Genomic DNA, 26,471 nt, shown 5'->3' on the forward strand with positions numbered 1-26,471 from the left:
CGCGATGGAAGATCCACAGGCTAGCCCGCGGCCCACCACCCGCACGCCCGAACGCGTCGAAAAAAGTTGAGCCGGGTCGGAACAACTCTGCGGGGGCGTCCGTTGACCAGCGTGAGAGCAAGTTGAGCAGGGCCCACTCAAGGGCGATGCGCACCGTGCTCCCCGGCCTGGTACAACTTGAGCCGGACGCACTCATACTCGTACTACACGGAGGCAGTCACCATGGCTCGTACGGTCGGTATCGACCTCGGGACCACCAACTCCGTCGTCGCCGTCCTCGAGGGTGGCGAGCCGACGGTGATCGCGAACTCGGAGGGTGCCCGCACCACTCCGTCGGTCGTCGCGTTCGCCCGCAACGGAGAGGTTCTCACCGGTCAGTCCGCGAAGAACCAGGCCGTCACGAACTCCGACCGCACCTTCCGCTCGGTCAAGCGCCACATCGGCACCGACTGGAAGACGCCGGACATCGACGGCAAGACCTACGCGGCGCAGGAGATCAGCGCCCGCGTCCTGCAGAAGCTCAAGCGGGACGCCGAGGCCTACCTGGGCGACGAGGTGACCGACGCGGTCATCACCGTCCCCGCGTACTTCGAGGACGCGCAGCGGCAGGCGACCAAGGAGGCCGGCCAGATCGCCGGTCTGAACGTGCTCCGGATCGTCAACGAGCCGACCGCGGCCGCGCTGGCCTACGGGCTGGACAAGGGCGAGAAGGAGCAGACCATCCTGGTCTTCGACCTGGGTGGCGGCACGTTCGACGTGTCCCTGCTGGAGATCGCCGAGGGCGTCGTCGAGGTCAAGGCGACCAACGGCGACAACCACCTCGGTGGCGACGACTGGGACGAGCGGATCGTCACCTGGCTCGTCGACAAGTTCAAGAGCTCGCAGGGCATCGACCTGACCAAGGACAAGATGGCGATGCAGCGGCTGCGTGAGGCCGCGGAGAAGGCGAAGATCGAGCTGTCCAGCTCGTCCTCGACCAGCATCAACCTGCCCTACATCACGGTCGACTCGGACAAGAACCCGCTGTTCCTGGACGAGACGCTGTCCCGCGCGGAGTTCCAGCGGATCACCCAGGACCTGCTCGACCGCACCCGCCAGCCGTTCAACCAGGTCATCAAGGACGCCGGCATCTCGGTCAGCGCGATCGACCACGTCGTGCTCGTCGGTGGCTCCACCCGGATGCCCGCCGTCACCGAGCTCGTCAAGGAGCTGACCGGCGGCAAGGAGCCCAACAAGGGCGTCAACCCGGACGAGGTCGTCGCCGCAGGCGCCGCCCTGCAGGCCGGTGTGCTCCGCGGTGAGGTCAAGGACGTCCTGCTCCTCGACGTCACGCCGCTGTCCCTCGGTATCGAGACCAAGGGCGGCGTCATGACCAAGCTGATCGAGAAGAACACCACGATCCCCACGAAGCGCTCGGAGATCTTCTCCACCGCGGACGACAACCAGCCGTCGGTGCAGATCCAGGTCTTCCAGGGCGAGCGTGAGATCGCCGCGTACAACAAGAAGCTCGGCATGTTCGAGCTGACCGGCATCGCGCCGGCCCCGCGCGGCGTCCCGCAGATCGAGGTGTCCTTCGACATCGACGCCAACGGCATCGTCAACGTGTCCGCCAAGGACATGGGCACCGGCAAGAGCCAGGAGATGACGATCACCGGCGGTTCGGCGCTGTCCAAGGACGACATCGACCGCATGGTGTCCGAGGCCGAGGCGCACGCCGAGGAGGACGCCAAGCGTCGCGAGGAGGCGGAGACCCGCAACCAGGCGGAGACCCTCGTCTACCAGACGGAGAAGTTCCTCAAGGAGAACGACGAGAAGCTCCCGTCCGACGTCAAGGACTCGGTGAACGCCGCGCTGGGCGAGGCCCAGGAGGCGCTCAAGGGCACCGACCACGAGGCCGTCAAGACGTCCATGGAGAAGCTGGCGACCGAGTCCCAGAAGATGGGGTCGGCCCTGTACTCCCAGCCCGGCGCCGAGGGCGCCGCGGGCGCGGCCGGAGCCGGTGCCGCCGGTGCCGACGCCGGTGCGACCGGGGAGCAGCCGGACGACGTCGTCGACGCCGAGATCGTGGACGACGACAAGGACAAGGGCGACAAGTGACGGCGCACGGCCATCCAGGAGACGGGACGGTCGACATGGCAGACGGTGACGAGCAGGACAGGCAGCAGGAGCCGGTGACCTTCCGGGACCGCCGCAAGGTGGACCCGGAGACCGGTGAGGTCCGCAGCAACGACGAGTCCGGGGCCGCCCACGCGGCGGCCCCGGGCCCGGACGGCACGGACCCGGTCGCGGGTCCGGCCGACGGGGTCGATCCCGAGGTGGAGAAGCTGACCGCGGAGGTCGCCGAGCGCACGGCGGACCTGCAGCGGGTCTCCGCCGAGTACGCGAACTACCGGCGACGGGCGGACCGGGACCGGGAGCAGACCCAGCTCTCGGCGAAGGTCTCGTTCGTCAGCGACCTGCTCACCGTGCTCGACGACTTCGAGCGCGCGGAGCAGCACGGTGACCTGACCGGGCCGTTCAAGTCGGCGGCCGACAAGGTCACCGGCGTGGTCACCAAGCTCGGCCTGGAGTCCTTCGGGGCCGAGGGCGAGCTGTTCGATCCGCAGCTGCACGAGGCCGTCCAGCACGAGCCGGCCGAGGGCTCCGGCCCGACGGTCACCGTGCTGTCGACGGTGCTGCGCCGCGGCTACCGGATCGCCGACCGGATCCTCCGGCCGGCGATGGTGACCGTGCAGGACCGGCCGGAGGCCGAGGTCGCACCGGACCCGGCGGGATCCGGGGATCCGGAGCCCGCCGCCGGCGACGCAGGCCGGCCCGGCGGGGACGACCGGGCCTGACCGGTGTGAACAGGGACGTTGCCGCGCGGTGCGGCGGGATGCGGGGACGCACCCGCCGCACCGCGGGCGTGAACGGGAAGGAGGCGGGGTGACCCAGCGCGACTGGATCGAGAAGGACTACTACCGCGAGCTGGGCGTCTCCTCGACGGCGTCCCAGGACGAGATCAAGAAGGCGTACCGCAAGCTCGCCCGCGAGCTGCACCCGGACGCGAACCCGGGCGACGAGAAGGCCGAGGCCCGCTTCAAGGCGGTGTCCGAGGCCTACGGCGTGCTCGGTGACGAGGCCAAGCGCAAGGAGTACGACGAGACCCGCGCCATGTTCGCCGGTGGCGGCGGCTTCGGCGGCTACGGCACCGGCGGCGGTTTCCCCGGCGGCGCCGGCGGCCGTCCCGGCGCGGGCGGCGGCCCGGGCGGCTTCGACATCAACGACCTGTTCGGTCAGGGCGCGGGTGGCGGCGCCGGCGGATCCGGCGACTTCAGCGACATCCTCGGCGACATCTTCGGCCGCGCGGCCCGCAACAACAGCGGTGGCGGCGGTGGCGGTTTCGGCCCGACCGGCGCCCGCCGCGGGCAGGACGTCGAGAGCAGCCTGACGATCTCGTTCGACGACGCCGTGCGCGGCGCCACCGTCCCGATCACGCTGTCCTCGCCCGGGCGCTGTGAGCGGTGCGGCGGCACCGGGTCCCGGCCCGGGAGCGCCCCGCGGACCTGCCCCACCTGTGCCGGTGCCGGGCTGGTCAGCCGCAGCCAGGGCGCGTTCTCGTTCTCCGAGCCGTGCCGCGACTGCCGCGGGACCGGCCGGATCATCGACGACCCCTGCCCCGAGTGCCACGGCGACGGCGTCTCGACCCGGACCCGGTCGCTGACCGTCCGGGTGCCGGCCGGTGTGGACAACGGGCAGAAGGTCCGGCTCGCCGGTCAGGGCGAGCCCGGCCGCGGCGGGGCACCCGCCGGGGACCTGTACGTCACCATCTCCGTCACGCCGCACCGGCTGTTCGGCCGCTCGAAGAAGAACCCGGACGACCTCACCCTCACCGTCCCGGTGACCTTCCCCGAGCTCGCGCTGGGTGCCACGCTGACGGTGCCCACCCTCGACGGCACCGTCTCGCTGAAGATCCCGGCCGGGACCGCCAGCGGGCGCACGTTCCGGGTCGCCGGTCGCGGGGTGGAGCGCAAGAACGGCAAGAAGGGCAACCTGCTGGTCACCGTCGAGGTCGCGGTGCCGCAGAAGCTGGACGAGTCGGCGACCGCGGCGCTGCAGGCCTACGCCGAGGCGACGAAGTCGTACGACCCACGGGCCGATCTGCTCGGTAACGCCAGGAGGTGAGTGCGGTGGCCGGATCCGGACGACCCCCGGGTGGCTCCCGGCGGCCGGACGACCCGGACGAGGAGGCGGTGGGCGTCGCCCACGACAGCCCGGTCTTCGTCATCTCGGTGGCGGCCCAGCTGTCCGGGCTGCACGCCCAGACGCTGCGCAGCTACGACCGGCTCGGGCTGGTCAGCCCGGGCCGGGCGGCCGGCGGCGGGCGCCGGTACTCCCAGCGCGACATCGCCCTGCTCCGCGAGGTGCAGCGGCTCTCCCAGGACGAGGGCGTCAACCTCGCCGGGGTGAAGCGGATCATCGAGCTGGAGCAGCTGGTCGACGAGCTGCGGGCCCGGCTGGAGGAGACGACCGCCGAGCTGGACGCCGTCCGGGCCGCGGCCGCGCACGCCACCGCCGCGGTGCACCGCTCCTACCGTCGCGACCTGGTCCCGGTGGACCGGCGGCAGGCCGTCGTCCGCTGGCGGCCGGCCCCACCGGACTGAGCGCGCCGGACCGGGCACGCCGGGTTGGTCAGGCAGCGGCCAGTGCGCCCCGGCGCGCGAGCAGGCCGAGCACCAGCGCCCCCGCCAGCGGGACCGCCGCCAGCACCAGGAACGGCAGCGCGGGCGGGAACGCCGGATCGAGCAGCGCCCCGACGGTGGTCGACCCGATGAGCACCATCAGCCCGCCGAACGAGGCGAGCACCCCGAAGTGCGCCCCCAGCCGCCGCTCCCCGGCGAGCCGGGGCACCAGGTCCTGCGCGACCGGCACCGCGAACATCTCGCCGAAGGTCAGCAGCAGCACCATCGTGACGGCCGGTGCGAGTACCCACCATCCCGGCAGGTCGGGCAGCAGCCGGGCGACCGCGACCACCAGGAACGACGCGGCCATCAGGCAGAAGCCCAGGACCACCGCCCGGCCGGCGCCGAGCCGGCGCGACCAGCCCGTCACCCGCAGCTGCAGCGAGATGACCAGCACCGACATCATCACGAACAGGAAGCCGAGCGCCGCGGTCCGGTCGACCCGCTCCAGCTCGGCGGGCAGCGCCAGGTAGAGCTGGTTGTAGGTGAGCAGCCAGCCCGAGTAGCCGGCGGCGAAGACCATGAACCGGCGGTTGCCGAGCACCTCGCCCCAGCCCGCGAGGATCGGGGAACCGGCCCGCTCCGCGGTCCGCCACGGCAGCCAGCGCCAGTGCGCGAGCCCGACCAGGACGAACCCGAACGCCGCGACCAGGCAGGCGGTGCGGAAGTCGACCAGCAGCAGTGCGGTACCGACCAGCGGCCCGGTGACCGTCCCGACCTGGCCCGCGACGGCGAACATCCCGAACACCTCGGTCCGTGGCGGCCCCTCCCCGGCCCGCTCGCGCTCGCCCGCCTCGCGCGCCAGCGACGACTCCACCGCGGGGGAGAACAGCGCCGCGGCGAACCCGGTCAGCAGCGCCCCGCCGATCACCGCGGGCAGCGTCCCGGCGGCGCCGAGGAGGATGAAACCGATCACACGCAGCACGCAGCCGACGAGCACGACGGGCTTCGCGCCGAACCGGTCGGTGAGCGCGCCGCCGACGACGAACAGCCCCTGCTGGCTGAACGTGCGCAGGCCCAGCACCAGCCCGACCGCCGCCGCGGCCAGCCCGAGATCCTCCGCCAGGTGCGTCGCCAGGTACGGCAGGACCATGTAGAAGCCGACGTTGAAAGCCAATTGAGTGGAGATCAGCAGCTTCATGACGGGCGGGAGCGCGCCGAACCGGGCCCAGCGGCCGGCGCGCGGCGGCGCCGGCGGGCGCGGGTCCGACTCGGGATCCGCCGGACGGCGGAGCAGGCTGCGGAGCACGGACGAGTGGTATCAGGTCGGCTCTTGCAGCAGCGACTCGATGGCAGTAGGTAGATATGCGCATGCCAGCACTTGCTTGACCATCTGCTCACCCTTTCCGAGGATCTTCCGGGCGCCGGGTGACACCTGATCCGTGGCGCCGGAGAGGACCCATCGCATGCCCGCCGTTCCGGTCGCCGTCGCACGACGCCGTCGTTCCCCACTCCGTGTCGCCGCGGCACTCGCCGCGAGTGCCGCGATACTCACCGCCTGTGGTGGCCCGGGCGGCGGAACGGGTGAGATCGTCCCGGACGGCGAGCTGACGCTCGCGATGGCGTTCGGCCCGGGGGCCGGTTACGCGGTGGACACCGACGACGCGTTCGTCCTGTCCCAGCTGGGTGTGACGGAGTCGCTGGTCGCCTCCGGCGCGGACGGCGAGGCGCGCCCCGCGCTGGCGACCGGCTGGGAGCAGCAGGCCGACGATCCCCGGACCTGGCGCTTCGAGCTGCGTCCGGACGTCACCTTCCAGAACGGCGAGCCGCTCACCGGCGAGGCCGTCGCCACCGCGCTCAACTGGACCGCGGGCGTCGAGGCGCCGCCGCGCGCGCTGCGCGGCATCGGCCTGGCGGCGGCCGCGGACGGGGCCGACGCCGTCCGGATCACCACCACCGCGCCGGACCCGATCCTGCCGCTGCGCCTGAGCAGCGCGAACGCCGCGATCCTCGCGCCGTCGGCGTTCGGTGCGACACCGCCGGCGGTGCAGGGCACCGGCACCGGCCCGATGACGATCACCCAGGTGAACGGCACCCAGTCGGTCACCCTGGAGCGCAACGACACCTACTGGGGCGAGCGGCCGCAGCTCGCCGCGATCACCGCGAACTTCGTGCCCGACCCGTCGGCCCGCGCGCTCGCGCTGCGCGCCGGGGACGCCGACATCGCCCAGGAGCTGCCCGAGGCGGCGGCCCTGGAGTTCACCGGCGACGAGTACACCAACGAGACCGTCGCCGCCCCGCGGACGGCGTCGCTGCTGCTCAACCAGTCGCGGGCGCCGTTCGACGACATCCGGGTCCGGCAGGCCGTCACCGCCGCCGTCGACCGGACGGCGCTCGGCGAGCAGGCGCTCGCCGGGTCCGCGGTGCCCGCCTCGGAGCTGTTCGGCCCGGCCGTCAGCTGGGGATCGCAGGACCCGCCGCCGCCCGCCGACCCGGCCCGCGCCCGGCAGCTGCTCGCCGAGGCCGGATTCGGCCCGGACAACCCGCTGCGGGTGGAGCTGGGCACCTACAGCACCCGCGCCGAGCTGCCGACCCTGGCGACCGCGGTGCAGGAGATGCTGCGGGCGGCCGGGATCGAGGCGAACATCCAGGTCGGCGACTACGACGCCCGGGAGCCGGCGCTGCTCGGCGGCGACTACGACATGTACCTGCTCTCGCGCAGCTACCTGATCGACGTCCCGGACGCCGGCGCCACCCTGACCTCGGACTACAGCTGCGACGGCTCGTACAACATCAACCGGTACTGCTCGCCGGAGTTCGACGCGCTCATCGCGCCGCTCGCGACCGAGACCGACCCGCAGGCCCGGCAGGAGATCTTCGCCCGGGCCGCGGAGCAGCTGAACACCGACGCGGTCGGCGTGCCGCTGGTGCACACCCGCGCCAACGGCGTCGGGAACCGGGTCGCCGGCTACACCGTCGACCCGCTGGCGAAGACCCTGGTCGTGCCGGGGCTGGCCAGGACCGGATGACCCGGGCGTGACCGCCCTGCTGGTCCGGCGGCTGCTGGCGCTGCCGCTCGTGTTCGTCGCGGCGGCGGTGCTGGTGTTCCTGCTGCCCCGGTTCTCCGGCCAGGACACCGCGCTGGCCGTGCTGCGCAGCCGCACCGGGGAGGCCGAGCCGGATCCGGTCGTGCTGGCGGCGCTGCGCGAGCAGTACGGCCTCGACGGGAGCTGGCTCGACCAGTTCCTCGCCTGGTCCGGTGCACTGCTCACCGGCGACCTCGGCATCTCCTACGTGACCCGGACCCCGGTGTCCGGCCTGCTGTGGCCCGCGCTGGGGGTCTCGCTCGTACTGACCGTCGCGGCGATCGTCGTCGCCGGCCTGGTCGGGATCCCGGCCGGGGTGCGCGCCGCCCGGCGCCCCGGCGGCCGGCTCGACCGCGCGCTCACCACCGGATCGGTGCTGGGCGTCGCGGTGCCCGAGTTCGTGCTGGGGACGGTGCTGGTGCTGACGTTCGCGGTGACCCTCCCGCTGCTCCCGGCGACCGGCTGGGGCACGCCCGCGCAGGCCGTGCTGCCGGTGCTCACCCTCGCCGCGTTCCCGGCCGCGCTGGCCGCCCAGCTGGTGCGCGCCGAGACGGTCGACGCGCTCGCCCGGCCGCACGTGACCGTCGCCCGCTCGAAGGGACTGTCCGACCGGATCGTGCTCTGGCGGCACGGCGGCCGGCTCGCGCTGACCTCGGTCGCCTCGATGTCCGGGCTGTTCCTGGGCGGGCTGCTCGGCGGCTCGGTCGTCGTGGAGGTGCTGTTCGCCGTCCCCGGGCTCGGGAGGCTGCTCTACGACGCGGTCCTGGGCCAGGACCTCCCGGTCGTCCAGGCCGGGCTGCTCGCGGTCGTCATGGTCGCGGCGCTCGCCGGGATCCTCGCCGAGCTGCTCGCCCTGTCGCTCGATCCGGTGGCCCGGAGCGCGGTCCGATGAGCCCGGTCCGATGAGCGCGGTCCGATGAGCGCGGAGGCGATGGCCGGACGCGGGTACGTGACGGAGGGATGGGGCGATCGGGTGCGGCGGCCACTGCAGATCGGTGCGGTCGTGCTGCTCGGCGCGCTGGTGCTGCTCGCCCTGCTGCCGCTCGACCCGACCGCCAACGACCTGGGCGCCCGGTTCGCGGGCCCCTCGCCGGAGCATCCGCTCGGCACCGACCAGCTCGGCCGGGACATGCTCGCCCGGCTGGCGGTCGGCGCCCGGATCTCGGTCGGCTTCACGCTCGTCGCGCTCGCGCTGTGCGCGCTGATCGGCACCCTGCTCGGCGTGCTCGCCGGGTGGGCGGGCCGGGCCGCCGGGCAGCTGTTCCAGCGCACGATCGACGTCCTGGTGGCCGTCCCCGCGGTGCTCATCGGGCTGGTGGTGGTGGCCGCGTCGGGCGGGGCGCCGGGCCTGTGGACGCTGCTGATCGCGATCGTCGTCGCCGGATGGACGCCGTTCGCCCGGCTCACCTACCAGCTCGTCGTGCGCGAACGGAACCGCGAGTACGTCGAGGGTGCGGTGGCGATCGGGGCCGGCCCGGCCCGGATCGCGTTCCGGCACGTGCTGCCCAACCTGACCCGGCCGCTGCTGTCGCACCTGTGCCTGCGGTTCGCGAACATCCTGCTGACGGTCGCCGGGCTGTCGTTCCTCGGCCTCGGCCCGCAGCCGCCGACCCCGGAGTGGGGCGCGATGCTCGCCGAGGGCAGGCAGTTCCTGTTCAACGCGCCGCAGCTGGTGCTGCTGCCCGCGGCCGCCGTGGTGGGCACGGCGTTGCTGGTGACGGCGCTGGGCCGGGCCCTGGAGCGCCGCTGGACCGGTCCGTCCGGCCAGTACTGAGAACGGATCGTTCCTGCCAGACTGGTGCGACAGCACCTGAACGGCACGAACGGAGGCCCACCGTGGCGCAGACCGGTACCGACGGGAGGCGCCGGGGCGAGTCCCGGCCCGAGCTGAAGGACCTGGTGGACGGCACCGGCGTCGTGCCCCGTGCGGCCGCCCTCGCCGGTGCCCGCGCGGTGCTCGAGGCGGACGGCGTGGTGCGGGTACCGGGCGCCGGGCAGGACCCGGAGGCCCTGGTCGTCGCGGCGGCCACGGTGCTCGGCGGTCGGCTGCGGGAGCTGTTCGGGATCCGGCCGCAGGGCGGCACCGACTCGCCCGTGCTCGGCCTGCACAACGACGGTGCGTACCTCGAGGGCGACGTGCACGGCCGCACCGTGCGGCTGCGCGACCCGGACGAGGACGTCCTGCTGATGCACTGCACGTCCCCGGCGCCGGCCGGTGGCGACTCGGTGCTCGTCGACGGGTACGCCCTGGTCGACCGGCTGGCCACCGACCATCCCGGCCTGCACCGCTTCCTGACCGGGCACGACGTCGACTTCTTCGGCAGCCGGGTGAACCCGCCGCGGGGTGTCCCGGCCGTCCCGCTGCTGCGCCGGATGGTCGAGTACACCCGCGGCGGCCGGCGTGCCGTGCGGGCGAGCGACTACGCGCTCCCGGTTCCGCGGGAGCCGGAGTGGGACGCGCACCTGGCGCGGATCGAGGAGTACGCCGATCTGCTGGCGACCGCGTTCGAGGCCGCCCCGCGGTTCCGGCTGGAGGCCGGTGACCTGCTGATCCTGGACAACTACCGGTTCCTGCACGGCCGGGACGCCTTCACCGGCTCGCGCACCCTGCACGTGCTGTCGGTCCGGACGACCGAGGCGTTCTAGCGCTCCGGGGCCGGCGGCCCCGGCTCAGTCCATCGTGAACGGGTCGTAGGTGATCCGGTCCAGCGGCGTCCCGGCGACCAGCATCCGGGAGACGGTGGACCGGATCATCGCCGGCGAGCCGCAGACCAGCACGTCGTGGTCGCTCCACGCGCCGAACCGGGTCACGACGTCGGCCAGGGTGCCGGTCTCGGCCCCCGACGGCTCGTCCTCGTGCTCGACGACCGGGATGACGTCCAGCCACGGGAAGTTGTAGGACAGCTTGCGCAGCGCGGTGAAGTCGTAGAGGTCCTCCCAGGTGCGCCCGCCGACGAAGACCTGGGTGCGCGGCGGCCGCGGCCGCTGCCGCACCTCGTCGAGCAGCGCCTTCATCGGGGCGATCCCGGTGCCCCCGGCGACCATCAGCAGCTCGCGCTCGCTATTGTACGGGACGGCCATCCGGCCCATCGGCGGGCCGATCCGCCAGGTCTCGCCGACCCGGCTGTGCGCGACGATGGCCCGGCTGACCCAGCCGTTCTCCACCGCGCGCACGTGGAACTCGATCGTCCCGTCCTGGCGCGGCGAGTTCGCGGGCGAGAGGTAGCGCCACAGCCGCGGCCGGTGCGGCGTCTCGACCGACAGGTACTGCCCGGCCTGGTAGGGCACCGGCTGGTCGGTGGCGACGGTGACGACGGCCAGGTCCCAGCCGATCCGGCGGTGGTCGACGACCCGGCCCAGCCAGGACGCAGGCCCGCGCTCGGCCGCGGCGGCCTGCTGCATGGCGTCGGCGACGATCCCGTAGGCGCCGGTCCAGGCCTTCTCGATCTCCGGCGTCCAGTTCTCGCCGGCGAAGGTGGCGATCGCGGACAGCAGCGCCTCGCCGACCGCGTCGTAGTGCTGGGAGAGCACGCCGAACTTGCGGTGGTCGCGGCCGAGCTGCTGCAGGAACGGCACCAGGTCGTCCGGCTGGTCCACCATCTGGACGACGTGCACGAGGGCGCGCAGCAGCCGGCTGCGCTGCACCTCCATGTTCACCGGGAACAGGTCGCGGGTCTCCGGCGCTCGGCCGAACAGGGTCGCGTAGAAATGCTTGCCGAGCTCCTCGGCCTGCGGCTCGACGAGGGCGAAGCTGGTCCGGATGAGCTCGACTGTCCGGTCCGCCTCCGAGGCGGGGCGTCGCTGCGGGGCGACGTCGCCGGCGATCAGCTGGTCAGCAGTCATGCCTGGCGGACACTCTCCTCGGTCGTGCTCCGTGCCGCGGTGACACCGGACATCGATGTCCGCGTACCGCCGGTTAGGGTACGCGAGCGCCTCCGTCCGGCGGAACGTCGCGCCGCATTTAGCTCACTGTGAGGCAGTGGGCAAGTACACACGGTCACGAATCATCCGTTCGGGGACGGTGGTCACTCGTCATGGCGTGGGTGGCGCCGTGGTCAGGATAGCGCCCGTGTGCCGGAATGCCGACGTGGCGTGGCGCCCGGATGCCCCGGCGACCGTTTGGTCCTGGGCCTGCCGGATGGCACGGTGGTAACCGTGCCGCTGCGAACGCCCGCCCCGGTGCTCCCCGGTCGTGATCGTCCCGTGACCGTCCCGGAGCACCCCACGAACGACGTGGAGACCGCCGAACACGCTGTTCACCGGCCGGGCTCCAGCGGTGAGCACGCCCTCCAGGGCGAGCTCGGCAGCGTCGCGCGGGCCGACCGGTTCTACGACGACCAGCTCCGCGACCGGCTGCTCCCCCGGATGATCGAGTTCGTCGGGCGGATGGAGATGGCCTTCGTCGCGACCGCCGACGCGCACGGCGAGTGCGACAGCTCGCTGCGCGCCGGACCGCCCGGATTCGTCCGGGTGCTCGACGACCACACCCTCGCCTATCCCGAGTACCGCGGTAACGGTGTGTATGCGAGCCTCGGCAACCTCGTCGAGAACCCGCACATCGGCCTGCTCATGGTCGACTTCACCGACTCGCTGATCGGCCTGCACGTGAACGGCCGGGCCCGGGTGATGGACGACGACGCCTTCCGCGCGACCTTCCCGGGGCAGGCCCGCGACCGGGCCGCCGGCCGCCGCGCCGAACGCTGGGTGGTGGTCGAGGTCGAGGAGGCCTACATCCACTGCCGCAAGCACATCCCGCGGATGGAGCGGGTCACCCGGCGGCGGGAGTGGGGCACCGACGACCCGGGCCGCAAGGGTGGCGACTTCTTCGGCGCCAAGGGGACCCCGCAGCGGGCGCCGCGCCCGCCCCGGCGCCGGTTCCCCAGCACCACGCACCTCGGTGCGGGATCGGCCCGCGCGCTGCGTGGGCGGCCGCACTCCCGCTGACCCGGAGCGGTGCGGTGCCGTCCGGAGCGGTGCGGCGTCGCTCGGAGTGGGCCGGTGCCGTCCGGAGTGCGCGGCGCCGTCCGGTGCGGTGCGGCGTCGCACCCCGGCTCGGCTCCCGCACCCCTTCCCTCCCGCGTCGCACCCCTTCTCCGTTCCCGCGCCTGGTGGAGAGGGTGCCGGATCGTGGTGGAGGTGCGAGGGCTGGTGGGACGCCCGGCGCCGTCCCCCGCCGTCGGGCCGAACCTCCGCCGTCGCCCGGGTCCGGTGCCCCGCGCCCCGGGTCCCTCGCGCAGCGCCCGGCCGCGCTCATCCCGCACCGCTGGCCCGAGCCCTGCGTGGGTGCCGCCGACCTGGGTCGCGCCCGGCCCGGGGCGAACGCCGTCCGCGTCGCGCCCGGTCCGCGTCGCGCCCGGTCGGCGTCGCGCCCGGTCGGCGTCGCACCCCGCGTGCTTCGTCACCCCGCGTGCTTCGTCGCACCCCGCGTGCAGCGTCGCACCGCCGGCTCGGCCTGGCACCGGCTCCGACCGGTGCGGCGAGGCGCCCGCGGTGCGACACCGCGTTGGTCCGCCGGGGCTCGGTGTGGTCGGTCCGTGTCGCACCCGCTGTCGGTCCCCGCACCGCGTGGAGCCGGTGCGACGACGCGGGAGAGGTGCGAGGCGGAATCCGGAGGGTGCGGCGATGCCGAACGGGTGCGACGGGAGAACGTCGGGTGGACGCCGGGCCGGGAGTGCGACGCCGCGCGGGGGTGCGATCCCGAACGGGTGCGAAGCCGTGCGCGGGGTGCGACGCCCACCGTGGGCACGCGAACGTGATCGCCGCATCACCCGGCCCCGAAAAACCTTGCCCTGAGTGGAACAGACTCAACTTTCCTGCCGTTGAAGGTGTCGAGAGGCGCATCCCCCGGCAGACTGTGACGCAGGCGGGCCGGGTGCCGCTCCCCACGACCACGAACCCCACGCGAAGGACCGGGAGGACCGCGGAGCATGGACTCTTTCAACCCCACCACCCGTACCCAGCAGGCCATCTCCGCAGCCGTCCAGGCCGCGACGCTGGCCGGCAACCCCGATGTCGGGCCGACCCATCTGCTCGGTGCGCTGCTGGCCCAGGGCGACGGCATCGCCGCCCCGCTGCTGGCCGCCGTCGGGGCCGACGCGGACGCCGTCCGTGCCGAGCTGACCGCGCTCGGGAACCGGCTGCCGTCGGCGTCCGGCTCCTCGGTGAGCGCGCCGCAGCTGTCCCGCGACGCGCTGGCCGCGATCACCGCCGCCCAGCAGCTCGCGACCGAGATGGGCGACGAGTACGTCTCCACCGAGCACCTGCTCGTCGGGCTCGCCCGGTCCGGTGGGCCGGTGGCCCAGCTGCTGCAGCGCCACGGCGCCACGCCGGACGCCCTGCGCGAGGCGTTCGCCCAGGTCCGCGGCTCGGCCCGGGTGAGCAGCCCGGACCCGGAGAGCAGCTACCAGGCGCTGGAGAAGTACGGCCAGGACCTGACCGCCCGGGCCCGCGAGGGCGAGCTCGACCCGGTCATCGGCCGGGACACCGAGATCCGCCGGGTCGTGCAGGTGCTGTCCCGGCGCACCAAGAACAACCCGGTGCTGATCGGTGAGCCCGGCGTCGGCAAGACCGCGATCGTCGAGGGACTGGCCCAGCGGATCGTCGCCGGGGACGTGCCCGAGTCGCTGCGCAACAAGCGGGTCATCACGCTCGACCTCGGATCGATGGTGGCCGGCGCGAAGTACCGCGGCGAGTTCGAGGAGCGGCTCAAGGCCGTCCTCAAGGAGATCACCGACTCGGCCGGCGAGATCATCACCTTCATCGACGAGCTGCACACGATCGTCGGTGCCGGGGCGTCCGGCGAGGGCGCGATGGACGCCGGGAACATGATCAAGCCGATGCTCGCCCGCGGCGAGCTGCGGATGGTCGGCGCCACCACGCTCGACGAGTACCGCCAGCACATCGAGAAGGACCCGGCCCTGGAGCGCCGCTTCCAGCAGGTGCTGGTCGGCGAGCCGAGCGTCGAGGACACGGTCGGCATCCTGCGCGGCCTGAAGGAGCGCTACGAGGTGCACCACGGCGTCCGGATCACCGACGCCGCGCTGGTCGCCGCCGCCACCCTCTCCGACCGCTACATCACCGCCCGGTTCCTCCCGGACAAGGCGATCGACCTGGTCGACGAGGCCGCGTCCCGGCTCCGGATGGAGATCGACTCGCGTCCGGTGGAGATCGACACCGTGGAACGCGCGGTGCGCAGGCTGGAGATCGAGGAGATGGCGCTGACCCAGGAGTCCGACGCCGCCTCCAAGGACCGGCTCGTCGCACTCCGCGCCGAGCTCGCCGAGAAGCGCGAGGAGCTCTCCGCGCTCACCGCGCGCTGGCAGAACGAGAAGGGCGCCATCGAGTCGACCCGCGAGCTCAAGGAGCAGCTCGAGCAGCTGCGCGGCGAGTCCGAGCGGGCCGAGCGCGACGGCGACCTGGGCCGGGCCGCCGAGCTGCGCTACGGGCGCATCCCGGCGCTGGAGAAGGAGCTGGCCGAGAAGACCGCGGTCATCGACACCCACGAGGACGTGATGCTCAAGGAGGAGGTCGGCCCGGACGACGTCGCCGACGTCGTCAGCTCCTGGACCGGCGTCCCGGCCGGCCGGATGCTGGAGGGCGAGACCGCCAAGCTGCTCCGGATGGAGGACGAGCTGGGCCGCCGGGTGATCGGGCAGGCCGAGGCCGTCCGGGTCGTCTCCGACGCCGTCCGCCGGGCCCGCGCCGGCATCTCCGACGAGAACCGGCCGACCGGGTCGTTCCTGTTCCTCGGGCCGACCGGCGTCGGCAAGACCGAGCTGGCCAAGGCGCTCGCCGAGTTCCTGTTCGACGACGAGCGGGCGATGGTCCGCATCGACATGAGCGAGTACTCCGAGAAGCACAGCGTCGCCCGGCTGGTGGGCGCCCCGCCCGGCTACGTCGGCTACGACCAGGGCGGCCAGCTCACCGAGGCGGTCCGGCGGCGGCCGTACACCGTGGTCCTGCTGGACGAGGTGGAGAAGGCCCACCCGGACGTCTTCGACACGCTCCTGCAGGTGCTCGACGACGGCCGGCTCACCGACGGCCAGGGCCGCACCGTGGACTTCCGCAACACCATCCTGGTGCTGACCTCCAACCTCGGCAGCCAGGCGATCGCCGACCAGGCGCTCGACGAGAAGGCCAGGGAGGACGCCGTCATGGCCGTCGTCCGGACGCACTTCAAGCCCGAGTTCCTGAACCGGCTCGACGACGTCGTGGTCTTCCACGCGCTGTCCACCGACGAGCTCACCCACATCGTCGACATCCAGGTCGGCGTGCTCGGGCGCAGGCTCGCCAAGCGCAGGCTGATCCTCGACGTCACCGACGCCGCCCGCGAGTGGCTGGCGCTCAACGGGTTCGACCCGGTCTACGGGGCGCGCCCGCTGCGCAGGCTGGTGCAGTCCTCGATCGGGGACCAGCTGGCCCGCGAGCTTCTCGCCGGGACGATCCGGGAGGGCGACACGGTCCGGGTCGATCTCGATCCGGCGGCGTCCGGCGGGACCGGCGGCCTGGTCGTCGGGCGGGCGCTCGCCGGCTCGGATCCGGTCGCGATCGCGAACTGATCCGCGGACTCGGCCGTGCGCCGGGACGATGACCGGCATCGTCCCGGCGCATGGAGCGTCCACATCCCTCCGCCGTCCCACCGGCGGGAACCTGGCTCGACGAGTACCGCGAGCGCGTCGAGGAGATCCGGGCCCGGGCCGAGAGCGCCCGGGCCCGGATCGCGACGGTCACGGCGACCGCACGGACCCGTGACGGTGCGGTCGTCCTCACCGTGGACCAGTCCGGTCACCTGACCGGACTGGTCCTCGGCGTCCGGGCCGAGGAGATGCCCCGGGCCCGGCTCGCCGAGACGGTGCTGCGACTCGCCGCCGAGGCCGCCGCCGACGTGGCCGGGCAGGTCGAGAAGATCATGGAACCGCTGATCTCCGGGCCCGGGCGGTGACCGCCCCGGGGGCCGGGTTCCGGGTCGATCCGGAGTCCCTCGGCGCGCAGGCCGCGCGGCTCCGCGATCTCGCGGCCGGGGTGACGGCGCTGCGGCCCTCGCTCACCGAGCTGGACACCGACGCCTACGGCGCGATCGGCAGCTTCTTCGCCGCCGACGCGACCGCGGCGATGCGCGCCGGGGCCCAGGCGCTGGACGAGCTGGGCAGCGCGCTGCGCGAGCTGTCCGCGGCCGCCCGGGAGGCCGCGGCCGGCTACCGCGAGACCGACCTGCGGGCCGCGCTGGAGCTCGCCGGGATCGACGTGGCGGAACCGCGATGAGCGAGCTCTCGCTGGACGGGGCCGGGTTGCTCTCGTCGCTGCACGACGTCGGCACCGCCATCCGGGAGCAGGACGCCGGCGGTGTCGCGGTCACCGGGGTGGTGGCCGGTCTCGACACGCTGGCCTACGTCGCGGACCCGATCGGCGAGCTGGGCAGGGCCGGGGTCGGGTGGGCGATGGAGCACCTCGAGATCCTGCGGGTCCCGCTCGACCAGCTGTGCGGCGACCCGGTGCAGATCACCGCCCGGGCCGAGGACTGGCAGCGGATCTCCGCCGATCTCGGTACCGCGGCCGCGTCGCTGGACGGGGTGCGCGGCACCGCGGCCGGCTGGGAGGGCGCGGCCGGGGCCGGGTTCGGCCGGACGCTGACCGAGCACCAGGAGGCGCTGCGGACGATGTCCACGGCCGCCCGGGAGGTGGCGGAGCTGGTGCTCGGCTCCGCGTCGATGGTCGGCACCGAGCGGGCGATCGTCCGCGACCTGATCGCCGACCTCGTGGTCCGGCTGATCACCTGGTTGGTCATGGCGGGGCCGGCGGCGCTCGCCACCGCGGGGACGGCGCTGCCGCTCGCGATCGGCGCGGTCGTCGGGCAGGTCGCCGATACCGGCCTGACGATCAGCCGCAGGCTCGGGCAGCTCGACGGGATGCTCAAGCAGTCCGGTGCGGCGATGGAACGCCTGGAGGACACCATGCGCACCGGCCTGCTCCCCGAGGCGCTGCGCGGGCCGCGGACGGCCGAGGCCGTCGGGCTCGTCCAGGACGCCGGACTGGAGTACGGCAAGCAGGAGGCCGCGGCCCGGGCGACCGGCTCCGGATGGGACGACGGAGGGAACGGCCCGGCGTCCGGATGAGCCATCGGCACCCGGAAGGTGCACGTCCGGGCCGTGGCGCTACCACCTCGGCACCCGGATCGGGACTACGCTCCGCGGCATGTCGGTCTGGTTCGTCATCGCAGTCGTCGCGGTCGTCGTCGGCGTCGGGCTGCTGCTCTTCGACCGGTTCCGTGGCGGCGCCACGCGCGACCGGAAGCGGTGGGCGTCGATGCGCGAGTGGGAGTACCTGGACTCCGATCCGGTGCTGCCCAGCCGCTGGCGCTACGGGACCATCCACCAGGGCGGGCCGGGTGTCGCCCGCAACCTGGTGTCCGGCGACGTCCCCACCCCGGACGGTCCGCGCCGGGCCCACGCGTTCGACCACGAGCAGGCCGGGCGGATCAGCTCGGTGCTGTGCGCGGTCCAGGTCCAGGACTCGCTGCCCGCCGCGGTCGAGCTGCGGCTGCCGTCCGCACCGCTCCCCGACGACGCCGGCCTGGACCTGCTCGAGCCGGTCGGCGAGCGGTACGCCTTCGTGAGCGACGCCGAGGCGGTGCGCCCGCTGCTCACCCCGCGACTGGCCGACGCCAGCGACGCGGTCGGCGAGGACGTCGAGCTGCTCTGGGCGGAGGACGCCTGGGTGCTCGCCGCGGCGCCGGTCGGCATCTCCGCGGACCGCATGCAGGACCTGCTCGCCGATCTCGCCGAGGTGGCGACGGCGCTCGAGGAGGGCATGCACGCCAAGCGTCCCGCGATCGAGTCCTGATCAGGGCGTATATACGTAGAGTAGATCAACGCACACGCGAAGTGACCACCCGAATGCGCTAGCCCGATCGGGTCTCGATACCCTTTTCGGGTGGCTCTGGCACTCATCACCGGCGGTGGCTCCGGGATCGGCGCGGTACTGGCCGACCGGCTGGCCTCCCGCGCACACGATCTGATCCTCGTCGGCCGGGATCCGGACCGGCTGCACGTCACCGCGCGGGCGCTCGCCGCCCGCTACGGCGTCCGGGCCGACGTCCTGGTCGCGGATCTCGCGACCCGGCACGGGCTGTTCCGGCTGGAGGCGCTGCTCGGCGGCCCCGGCGCGCCCGCGCTCGACGTCCTGGTGCACGACCTGCTGCACGGTGCGGTCCCGGCGGACACCGGCAGCGCCGACCCCGGGACGCCCGAGGCCCGGCAGGCCCGGATCGACCTGGGCATCACGGCGACGATGCGGCTGACCCACGCCGCGCTGCCCGGCATGCTGCGCCGCGGCGCCGGCACGGTGATCGCGGTCGGCGCCTCGCCGGCGCCGGACGAGGACCCGGCCACCGCCTGGGCGCTGGCCTTCACCGGCGGCCTGGCCGCGACGCTGGAGGGCACCGGGGTGCGGGCGGTGACCGTGCGCACCGAGCGGGCCGCCGAGTCCGCCCTGGACGTCGACCGCCCGATCGGGCTCCCGGAGCCGTCGCGTCCGGCGGCGGCGCTGCTGGAGCTCCCCCGCCGTGCGGTGGACGCCGGGCTGCGGGCGGCGCGCCGGGGTGCCCAGATCGTCTCCGACGCCACCCGGGAGCCGCTGATGCCGGTCGCCGGTGGGCCGGCCGCTCCGGCGGGCCGGGATGCCCGGGTGGGCGCGCCGGCCGGGGAGGGCCCGGCGGTTCCGGGGCTGCCCGCGGCGCCGCCCGCCGGTCCGCGTCGCCCCGTCGTCGCACCCGGTTGCGACCGGGCGCCCGCCGGGCAGCAGCCGCTGCGCACCCCGTCCCGGCTGCCGGACCTGCCGGTCCGGCCCGGCGCGGGCCGGGTCGTCGGAGCGGCCGCCGGAGCGGCCGCCGGGTGCGGGCGGTCCGAGCACTTCGTCGGCGGCGCCCTGCGCACCCCCGAGCAGCGTGCCCGGGCGGCCGCGGCGGCCCGGGACCGGGCGCGGCGGCGGACCGCGTCGGCGCACACCACGGCCACCGTCACCGGCGGCTGAACCGGTTCCGGATCGGGGGTGGCAGGGTTCCCCGGCGGGCCGGGATGATCGCCGGATGACGACGACGGGGACCCCGCCGCTGCCGAAGGCGGAGCTGCACCTGCACATCGAGGGGACGCTCGAGCCGGAGACGGTGTTCGAGCTCGCCGACCGCAACGACGTCGCACTGCCCTACCGCGACGTCGAGGACCTCCGGGCCCGCTACGAGTTCACCGACCTGCAGTCGTTCCTCGACGTGTACTACGCCAACATGGCGGTGCTGCGCACCCGCGCGGACTTCGCCGAGCTGGCGTCGGCGTACCTGCGGCGCTGCCCCGGCGAGGGGATCCGGCACGTCGAGATGTTCTTCGACCCGCAGGCGCACACCGCCAGGGGGATCCCGATCGGGGACGTCATCGGCGGGCTGACCGACGCCGTCGACGAGCACGCCGGCAGCGTGTCGGCCGGGCTGATCCTGTGCTTCCTGCGGGACCGGCCGGCGTCCGAGGCGGCGGACACGCTGCGCGCCGCCGAGCCGCACCTGGACCGGATCGTCGGTGTCGGCCTGGACTCGGCCGAGGTCGGGCACCCGCCGTCGAAGTTCACCGAGGTGTTCGCCCGGGCCCGCGACCTCGGTCTCAAGCCGGTGGCGCATGCCGGCGAGGAGGGCCCGGCCGGCTACGTCCGGGAGGCGCTCGACGAGCTCGGCGTGCTGCGGGTGGACCACGGCATCCGGGCCATCGAGGACGACGAGCTGGTCGCGCGGCTGCGCCGGGACGGCACCCCGCTGACCGTCTGCCCGCTGTCGAACGTGCGCCTCGGCTGCGTCCCCGGGATCGGGCTGCACCCGCTGCCGGAGATGCTCGACGCCGGGCTGAAGGTGTCGGTGCACTCCGACGACCCGGCGTACTTCGGCGGGTACGCCGACCGGAACTACGCCGCCGCCCGGGACGGTCTGGGCCTGTCCGACGACCAGCTGCGGACCCTGGCCGCGAACTCGATGGAGGCGTCGTTCGTGGACGCCGCGACCCGGGACGCGCTGCTCGCGGAGGTCGCCGCCTGGCGGCCCTGACCGGCGCCGGTCAGGCGGTGGCGGCCAGCCGCACCGGGCGCAGCGGCTCCAGCGGCCGCCCGGCACCGGTCCGGCCGCGCTGCGCGCGGAACGGCGAGAGCCGGAACCGCCGCGTCCGCAGCTGGTACTCGGCGGTGTTGGCCGGCCACATGACGACGTTGACGCCGTCGTCGTTCTGGTAGTAGCTGGAGCAGCCGCCGGTCTCGTAGACGGTGCGGGCGGAGCGCCTGCGGATGCGCTCGGTCCAGCGCCGCTCGATCTCCGGCCGGACGTCGATCGACCGGATTCCCTCGTCGGCCATCCGGCAGACCGCGTCGGCGACGTAGCGGGCCTGCGCCTCGGAGAACAGCAGCGTCGAGCTGGCCCCGCTGGTCGCGTTCGGACCCTGCATGAGGAACAGGTTCGGGAAGTCCGGGCAGGTCATCCCCAGGTACGCCCGGGGGTTGCCGTCCCAGTGGTCGTGCAGCGAGCGGCCCTGCGCGTCGTGCAGCCGGTGCGCGATCGGCGCGGTGGCGCCGACCTGGAAGCCGGTGGTCAGGACGATCGCGTCCACCTCGGCGGAACTGCCGTCACCGGAGACGACGGTGCGGCCGTCGACCCGGACCAGCCCGCCGGTGTGCAGGCTGGAGTTCGGCGCGCTCATCGCCGGCAGGTAGGTGTTCGAGACGAGCGGGCGCTTGCAGGCGTAGTCGAAGTCCGGGGTGAGCCGGGCGCGCAGCTCCGGATCCGGGACCTGCGCGGCCAGGTGCCGCCTGCCGACCCGGGTCAGCGCGTCGCGCAGGGTCCGGGACCGCCGGGTCGCCGCGAGCAGCTCCGCGCCCGCGTAGATCAGGTCGAACTGCATCTTGGTCAGGGTGGGGCTGGCGGCCAGCGCGCGACGGGTCCACCGGCCGACCGGGTTCTCCGGCTTCGGCATGATCCACGCCGGGGAGCGCTGGAACACGTGCAGCTCGGCGACCTGCGGCTGCAGCTCGGGGACCAGCTGGATGGCGGTGGCGCCGGTACCCACCACGGCGACCCGCCGGCCGGTGAGATCGGCCGAGTGGTCCCAGCGGGCGGAGTGGAACACCGGGCCGTCGAAATCGGGGAGGCCGGGCACGTCGGGCAGCTTCGGGTCGGCGACCAGGCCGGCCGCGCTGACCAGGACGTCGGCGGTGTACCGGCCGAGCGGGGTGTCGATCAGCCAGTGGCCCTCGGCGTCGTCCCACTGTGCGGAGTGCACGTCGGCGCCGAACCGGACGTGCTGGGACAGCCCGGTGGAGCGGGCCAGCCGGCGCGCGTAGTCCTGCACCTCGTGACCGGGCGCGTACAGGTCCGACCAGTCCGGGTTGGTCATCGCGCGGAGCTGGTAGAGCGGCGAGGGGGTGTCGACGCCGACGCCCGGGTAGGTGTTGTCCCGCCACACCCCGCCGACGTCGTCGGCCCGCTCCAGCAGCACGAAGTCGTGCACGCCCCGGCGCAGCAGCGCCAGCCCGACCGCCAGCCCGGTGAAACCGGCGCCGACGACGGCGACCCGCGAGTGCCGCGGCGAGGGCCCGGTCGGGAGTGCGCCGGCGTCCGGGGAGGACGGATCGGCCGGTCGCTGGAGCGGCGGCGCCTCGGACGTCATGCCCCCGACGGTAAAGGCTGCATAACGGTCGGGCACGCGAGAGCGGTCCGTCTCACGGCGTTACGCCGCGTCATTGTCGCCGGGGTCACACCAACCGGTCGGTAACCAGGTCGCACCGCGTGCGTGCCGGGACGACGGACTAGGGTTGCCCGGTGCCCTCCGTCATGATCACGGGTGCGTCGTCGGGTATCGGGGCCGCCTTCGCCGACCGCCTCGCCGCGGACGGCCGGGACCTCGTCCTCGTGGCCCGCGACGCCGACCGGCTCCAGGCCGCCGCGAACCGGTACCGCGACCTCGGCGTCGCGGTCGAGGTGCTGGCCGCCGACCTGGCCGACGCCGAACAGCGGCTGCGGGTGGTCCGCAGGCTCGCCGACCCGGACGTCGCCCCCGTCGACCTGCTCGTCAACAACGCCGGTCTCGCGCTCGGTGCGCCGTTCCTGGAGAACGAGCCCGCCGAGCTGACCCGCCAGCTCCAGGTCAACGTGGCGAGCGTGCTGGAGCTGACCCGCGCGGTGCTGCCCGGCATGGTCGACCGCGGCGCGGGCGCCGTGGTCAACGTCGCGAGCGTCGCCGGGTTCCTCGCCGGCCGCGGATCGACCTACCCGGCGGACAAGGCGTGGGTCATCTCCTTCACCGAGGGCGTCGCGGCCTCGCTGCAGGGCACCGGGGTGCGCGCGATGGCGCTGTGCCCCGGCTACGTTCGCACGGAGTTCCACGAGCGGGCCGGGATCGACGTCGGCGCCCGGCGCGGACCGCTCTGGCTGGAGGCCTCGCAGGTCGTGGACGAGGCCCTCGCGGACCTGGACAGGGGACGGGTGGTGTCGGTGCCCTCGAGGCAGTACAAGGCGATCGTCGGGCTGGTCGGGGTGCTCCCCCGCGGCGTGCTGCGGCGGATCACGGCGACCTTCGACCGGGACCGCACATGAGCGCGCACGGCGACCGGGCCCGGCTGGCGGCGCTGGTCCGGGAGATCGCCGTCGTGCACGAGAAGGTGACGCTGTCGTCCGGGGCGGAGGCCGACTACTACGTCGACCTGCGCCGGGTCACGCTGCACCACGAGGCGTCCCCGCTGATCGGCAGGCTGTTGCGGGAACTGACCGCGGACTGGGCGTACCGGTCGGTCGGCGGGCTGACCCTCGGCGCCGACCCGGTGGCGACGGCGGTGCTGCACGCCGCCGCGCAGGAGCCCGGCGCCGAGCCGGTGGACGCGTTCGTCGTGCGCAAGGAGACCAAGCGGCACGGCATGCAGCGGCTCATCGAGGGCCCGGACATCGTCGGGCGCCCGGTGCTGGTCGTCGAGGACACCTCCACCACCGGCGGGTCCGTGCTGACCGCGGTCCGGTCGGTGCGCGAGGCCGGCGCGGACATCGTCGGGGTGTGCACCGTCGTCGACCGGGACACCGGGGCGCGGCAGGCCGTCGAGGCCGAGGGAGTGCCGTACCGGGCGCTGCTGGGGCTGGCGGACCTGCAGCTGGGGTGAGCCCGACCGAGCCCGGGCCGAGCGAGTGGTCGGTGCCGGGACAGGTCGGCGTCGGCCCCTGGGAGGGGCCCCGGCCGGACGGCGACCGGTGGGACCCGGAGCTGCTGGAGCAGGGCGACCGGCGCAACGTCGTCGACGCCTACCGGTACTGGCGGCGCGAGGCCGTCGCCGAGGACCTGGCCGCCCGGGCCCATCCGTTCCACGTCGCGATCGAGAACCTCGGCCACGACCACAACATCGGCACCGTCGTGCGCACGGCCAACGCGTTCGGCGCCGGTGGGGTGCACATCGTCGGACGACGGCGCTGGAACCGGCGCGGCGCGATGGTCACCGACCGCTACCTGTCGGTGCACCACCATCCCGACGCCGCCGGCCTGATCGGCTTCGCCAGGGCCCGCGGGCTCGCACTGGTCGCGGTGGACAACCTGCCCGGCGCGGCCCGGCTGGAGGAGACCGAGCTGCCCCGCGACTGCGTGCTGCTGTTCGGGGCCGAGGGACCCGGGCTGTCGCCGGAGATCCGGGACGCCGCCGATCTCGCCGTCTCCATCGCCCAGTTCGGCTCGACCCGGTCGATCAACGCCGGGGTCGCCGCGGGGATCGTCATGCACGCCTGGGTGCGGCGGCACGCCGACCTGTCCGACGCCTGGTGACGGCCCGCGGCCGCCTCGTGGTCGCTCGGTGGTCGCCTCGCGCGCCTGGTCGCCCCGCACCCCTGGTGGGCGCCTCGCACCTCTGGCGGGTCGTCGCACCCCTGGCGGGTCGTCGCACCCTGTGGAGACGGTGCGGGATCGATGTCGGGGTGCGAGCCGGCGTCGTCGGTGGGTGGTCGCACTCCCGGCGGGGCGGTCGCACCCCGGGTGGGTTCCCGCACCGTGTTCAGGGGGTGCGCGGCAGGGATGGGGGTGCGCGTCCGGTACCGGGTGAGCCGGCCCATGTCGCCGACGCGGGCGACCGGCATGCCGGGAGCTGTGATCCCGCCCCGCGCACCCGCGACCCGATGCCGACGACCGGACGCCCGGCAACCCGATCCCGGCGCCTCGCGACCCGAGCCCGGCGCCTCGCGACCCGATCCCGGCGCCTCGCGCCCCGGCCCCGGCCCCGGCCCCGGCCCCGGCCCCGGCCTCGGCCTCGGCCCCTGTCCTGGCTCCGGCCCGGTGGCGGAGCGGTCGCCGCACCCCGTGCAAAGCGTCGCACCTGTTCCAGCGGGTGCGAGGCCACGCTGGGGGTGCGAGAGGCCGGCTGGAGCTGGGAGCAGGCCACGCTGGGAGTGTGAGAGGCCGGCTGGAGCTGCGAGCAGGCCACGCTGGGAGTGCGAGGCCAAGGGGTGCGATTCGGGTGGCGGCCGGTTCAGGGCTGCGGGGGCTGCGGGGGCCGCGGGGGCCGCGGAGGCATCGACGGCCGGGTCGTCCCCGGCCGGTACGGCTGCCCTCCGGAGGTGTGCGGCGGGGCCGGAGGCGCCGCGTCCGGCACCGGAGGAGCCGCGGCGTCCGGCCCCGGGGCCCCGGCGCCCGGGCGGCGCACGGCCGGCATCCGGGTGGTCACGGCCGCCGGATCGACGTCGGTGCCGGCAGCAGCGACGGTGGCCGCCCCGGCGACCCCCGCGCCGCGCCGCGCCGACGCCCTGGCCCGCAGCACCTCGAACACGATCGGCACGACGGAGATCAGCACGATCGCCACCAGGATCAGGTCGATCCGCTCCCGCACGACCGTGAACTGCCCGAGGAAGTAGCCGAGCACCGTCACCCCGGCGGCCCAGGCGACGCCGCCGACCAGCGAGTAGGTGAGATAGCGCCGCGCGTCCATCCGGGCGACCCCGGCGCTCACCGTGATGAACGTCCGCACGATCGGCACGAACCGCCCGAGCACGATCGCCCGGTTGCCGAACCGCTCGAAGAACTCGTGCGTCCTCGTCACGTGCTTCGGGTTGAACAGCCGAGAGCGCGGCCGGTCGAAGACGGCCGGGCCGGCGCGCAGGCCGATGCCGTAGCCGACCGCGTTCCCGGCCACCGCCGCGGCGACGAGCACCACGCAGACCAGCCACAGCGGGACGCCGATCGCGCCCTGGGCGACGAACAGCCCGGCGGTGAACAGCAGCGAGTCGCCGGGCAGGAAGAAGCCGAGCAGCAGGCCGCACTCGGCGAACACGATCGCGGCGAGCCCGGCCAGAGCCCACGGGCCGAGGGACTCGATGATCACCGCCGGGTCGAGCCACGAGGGGCCGAGTGCCAGCGTCTGGGTCGCGGCGAGAACCGTCACGTCACGCAACGCTACCGGCGGGCCGGTGCCGCCCGTACGGCGCCGTCACCAGCCGGAGGACGAACCGGACACCCGGTCGGGAACCGGATCGCGGGCTCAGCCGAGTGCGGGCAGCGCCCCCGGCAGCAGCACCGACACCAGTGCGATCCCGCCGCCCAGCAGCGCACCCACCAGGAGTGCGATCAGTGCGGCCCACAGGATCTGGACGGTGACCGCCCGGCTGTCCGACGACGGCGGCGGCGGCGCGACCGGGACGGCCGCCGGCCTGCGCTGCTGCGGCGGCGCCGGGCGGGGCGCGGCG

General features: G+C 74.3%; 23 protein-coding genes and 1 pseudogene. 19 read left to right on the forward strand and 5 right to left on the reverse strand.

Annotated features, from left to right (window positions below; genetic code table 11):
• The first annotated feature begins 222 nt into the window (after nt 1-222).
• From dnaK to ABD160_RS21200, 4 genes are all read left to right on the forward strand, one after another.
• On the forward strand, nt 223-2,097 hold the full coding sequence (gene dnaK / locus ABD160_RS21185; RefSeq protein WP_344025144.1) for a molecular chaperone DnaK: 1,875 nt from the start codon (nt 223-225) through the stop codon (nt 2,095-2,097).
• Complete coding sequence (grpE, locus tag ABD160_RS21190) at nt 2,094-2,837, forward strand: nucleotide exchange factor GrpE (protein WP_344025146.1); 744 nt, start codon at nt 2,094-2,096, stop codon at nt 2,835-2,837. Before dnaK ends, grpE begins: the two co-directional genes overlap by 4 nt.
• An 88-nt stretch (nt 2,838-2,925) precedes the next feature.
• Entirely contained in the window at nt 2,926-4,164 is a 1,239-nt protein-coding gene (gene dnaJ, locus ABD160_RS21195) for a molecular chaperone DnaJ (RefSeq protein ID WP_344025148.1), read from the forward strand.
• 5 nt (nt 4,165-4,169) lie between these two features.
• Nucleotides 4,170-4,643 carry a heat shock protein transcriptional repressor HspR gene (locus tag ABD160_RS21200; protein ID WP_425563644.1) on the forward strand — a complete coding sequence of 158 codons (474 nt, stop codon included), beginning with the start codon at nt 4,170-4,172 and terminating at the stop codon, nt 4,641-4,643.
• Nucleotides 4,644-4,671: 28 nt separating this feature from the next.
• Here the strand turns inward: ABD160_RS21200 and ABD160_RS21205 are convergent, their stop codons facing one another.
• Entirely contained in the window at nt 4,672-5,970 is a 1,299-nt protein-coding gene (locus ABD160_RS21205; protein ID WP_344025150.1) for an MDR family MFS transporter, read from the reverse strand.
• A 157-nt stretch (nt 5,971-6,127) separates the two neighbouring features.
• Here ABD160_RS21205 and ABD160_RS21210 point away from each other — a divergent pair, with 157 nt between their 5' ends.
• From ABD160_RS21210 to ABD160_RS21225, 4 genes are all read left to right on the forward strand, one after another.
• Nucleotides 6,128-7,690: an ABC transporter substrate-binding protein gene (locus ABD160_RS21210; protein WP_344025152.1), complete on the forward strand. Its 1,563-nt coding sequence runs from the start codon at nt 6,128-6,130 to the stop codon at nt 7,688-7,690.
• Between the two features lie 7 nt (nt 7,691-7,697).
• Complete coding sequence (locus ABD160_RS21215; RefSeq protein ID WP_344025154.1) at nt 7,698-8,639, forward strand: ABC transporter permease; 942 nt, start codon at nt 7,698-7,700, stop codon at nt 8,637-8,639.
• 24 nt (nt 8,640-8,663) lie between these two features.
• Complete coding sequence (locus ABD160_RS21220) at nt 8,664-9,521, forward strand: ABC transporter permease (protein ID WP_344025156.1); 858 nt, start codon at nt 8,664-8,666, stop codon at nt 9,519-9,521.
• 62 nt (nt 9,522-9,583) lie between these two features.
• Nucleotides 9,584-10,393, forward strand: a complete 810-nt coding sequence (locus tag ABD160_RS21225; protein WP_344025158.1) for a TauD/TfdA family dioxygenase — start codon at nt 9,584-9,586, stop codon at nt 10,391-10,393.
• Nucleotides 10,394-10,417: 24 nt separating this feature from the next.
• Here ABD160_RS21225 and ABD160_RS21230 read toward each other — a convergent pair whose 3' ends face one another.
• On the reverse strand, nt 10,418-11,590 hold the full coding sequence (locus tag ABD160_RS21230; protein WP_344025160.1) for a globin domain-containing protein: 1,173 nt from the start codon (nt 11,588-11,590) through the stop codon (nt 10,418-10,420).
• Between the two features lie 360 nt (nt 11,591-11,950).
• Here ABD160_RS21230 and ABD160_RS21235 point away from each other — a divergent pair, with 360 nt between their 5' ends.
• From ABD160_RS21235 to ABD160_RS21270, 8 genes are all read left to right on the forward strand, one after another.
• Nucleotides 11,951-12,691, forward strand: a complete 741-nt coding sequence (locus ABD160_RS21235; protein ID WP_344025161.1) for a pyridoxamine 5'-phosphate oxidase family protein — start codon at nt 11,951-11,953, stop codon at nt 12,689-12,691.
• 983 nt (nt 12,692-13,674) lie between these two features.
• Nucleotides 13,675-16,305: an ATP-dependent chaperone ClpB gene (gene clpB / locus ABD160_RS21240; RefSeq protein WP_344025163.1), complete on the forward strand. Its 2,631-nt coding sequence runs from the start codon at nt 13,675-13,677 to the stop codon at nt 16,303-16,305.
• A 50-nt stretch (nt 16,306-16,355) separates the two neighbouring features.
• On the forward strand, nt 16,356-16,688 hold the full coding sequence (locus ABD160_RS21245) for a YbaB/EbfC family nucleoid-associated protein (RefSeq protein ID WP_344025165.1): 333 nt from the start codon (nt 16,356-16,358) through the stop codon (nt 16,686-16,688).
• Nucleotides 16,685-17,008, forward strand: a complete 324-nt coding sequence (locus tag ABD160_RS21250) for a type VII secretion target (RefSeq protein ID WP_344025167.1) — start codon at nt 16,685-16,687, stop codon at nt 17,006-17,008. Before ABD160_RS21245 ends, ABD160_RS21250 begins: the two co-directional genes overlap by 4 nt.
• The gene (locus tag ABD160_RS21255; RefSeq protein ID WP_344025169.1) at nt 17,005-17,859 is read left to right on the forward strand and encodes a WXG100-like domain-containing protein; all 855 of its coding nucleotides are present in this window, start codon (nt 17,005-17,007) and stop codon (nt 17,857-17,859) included. The genes ABD160_RS21250 and ABD160_RS21255 overlap by 4 nt, the downstream gene beginning before the upstream one ends.
• A gap of 79 nt (nt 17,860-17,938) precedes the next feature.
• Nucleotides 17,939-18,586, forward strand: coding sequence for a type III secretion system chaperone family protein (locus ABD160_RS21260; RefSeq protein WP_344025171.1), 648 nt, complete (start codon nt 17,939-17,941; stop codon nt 18,584-18,586).
• A gap of 90 nt (nt 18,587-18,676) precedes the next feature.
• Complete coding sequence (locus ABD160_RS21265; RefSeq protein WP_344025173.1) at nt 18,677-19,774, forward strand: SDR family NAD(P)-dependent oxidoreductase; 1,098 nt, start codon at nt 18,677-18,679, stop codon at nt 19,772-19,774.
• A 55-nt stretch (nt 19,775-19,829) separates the two neighbouring features.
• A complete protein-coding gene (locus tag ABD160_RS21270; protein ID WP_344025175.1) occupies nt 19,830-20,825 on the forward strand; it encodes an adenosine deaminase in 996 nt (331 codons plus the stop codon).
• 10 nt (nt 20,826-20,835) lie between these two features.
• Here the strand turns inward: ABD160_RS21270 and ABD160_RS21275 are convergent, their stop codons facing one another.
• Nucleotides 20,836-22,434, reverse strand: coding sequence for a flavin-containing monooxygenase (locus tag ABD160_RS21275; RefSeq protein ID WP_344025177.1), 1,599 nt, complete (start codon nt 22,432-22,434; stop codon nt 20,836-20,838).
• A gap of 152 nt (nt 22,435-22,586) precedes the next feature.
• On the opposite strand from ABD160_RS21275, the gene ABD160_RS21280 reads away from it, so the two are divergent.
• The 3 genes from ABD160_RS21280 to ABD160_RS21290 are packed head-to-tail and all read left to right on the forward strand — an operon-like array spanning nt 22,587 to nt 24,564.
• Nucleotides 22,587-23,360 carry an SDR family NAD(P)-dependent oxidoreductase gene (locus tag ABD160_RS21280; protein ID WP_344025179.1) on the forward strand — a complete coding sequence of 258 codons (774 nt, stop codon included), beginning with the start codon at nt 22,587-22,589 and terminating at the stop codon, nt 23,358-23,360.
• The gene (pyrE, locus tag ABD160_RS21285; RefSeq protein ID WP_344025182.1) at nt 23,357-23,914 is read left to right on the forward strand and encodes an orotate phosphoribosyltransferase; all 558 of its coding nucleotides are present in this window, start codon (nt 23,357-23,359) and stop codon (nt 23,912-23,914) included. The genes ABD160_RS21280 and pyrE overlap by 4 nt, the downstream gene beginning before the upstream one ends.
• The gene (locus ABD160_RS21290) at nt 23,911-24,564 is read left to right on the forward strand and encodes a TrmH family RNA methyltransferase (RefSeq protein WP_344025184.1); all 654 of its coding nucleotides are present in this window, start codon (nt 23,911-23,913) and stop codon (nt 24,562-24,564) included. The genes pyrE and ABD160_RS21290 overlap by 4 nt, the downstream gene beginning before the upstream one ends.
• Before the next feature lie 697 nt (nt 24,565-25,261).
• On the opposite strand, the gene ABD160_RS21295 is transcribed toward ABD160_RS21290, so the two are convergent.
• Together ABD160_RS21295 and ABD160_RS21300 are read right to left on the reverse strand one after the other, a co-directional pair.
• A complete protein-coding gene (locus tag ABD160_RS21295) occupies nt 25,262-26,170 on the reverse strand; it encodes a DedA family protein (protein WP_344025186.1) in 909 nt (302 codons plus the stop codon).
• A 96-nt stretch (nt 26,171-26,266) separates the two neighbouring features.
• A pseudogene (locus tag ABD160_RS21300) lies at nt 26,267-26,471 on the reverse strand (hypothetical protein); the annotation flags it as partial.

The sequence above is a fragment of the Pseudonocardia kongjuensis genome, assembly GCF_039526905.1.
GTDB lineage: Bacteria > Actinomycetota > Actinomycetes > Mycobacteriales > Pseudonocardiaceae > Pseudonocardia > Pseudonocardia kongjuensis.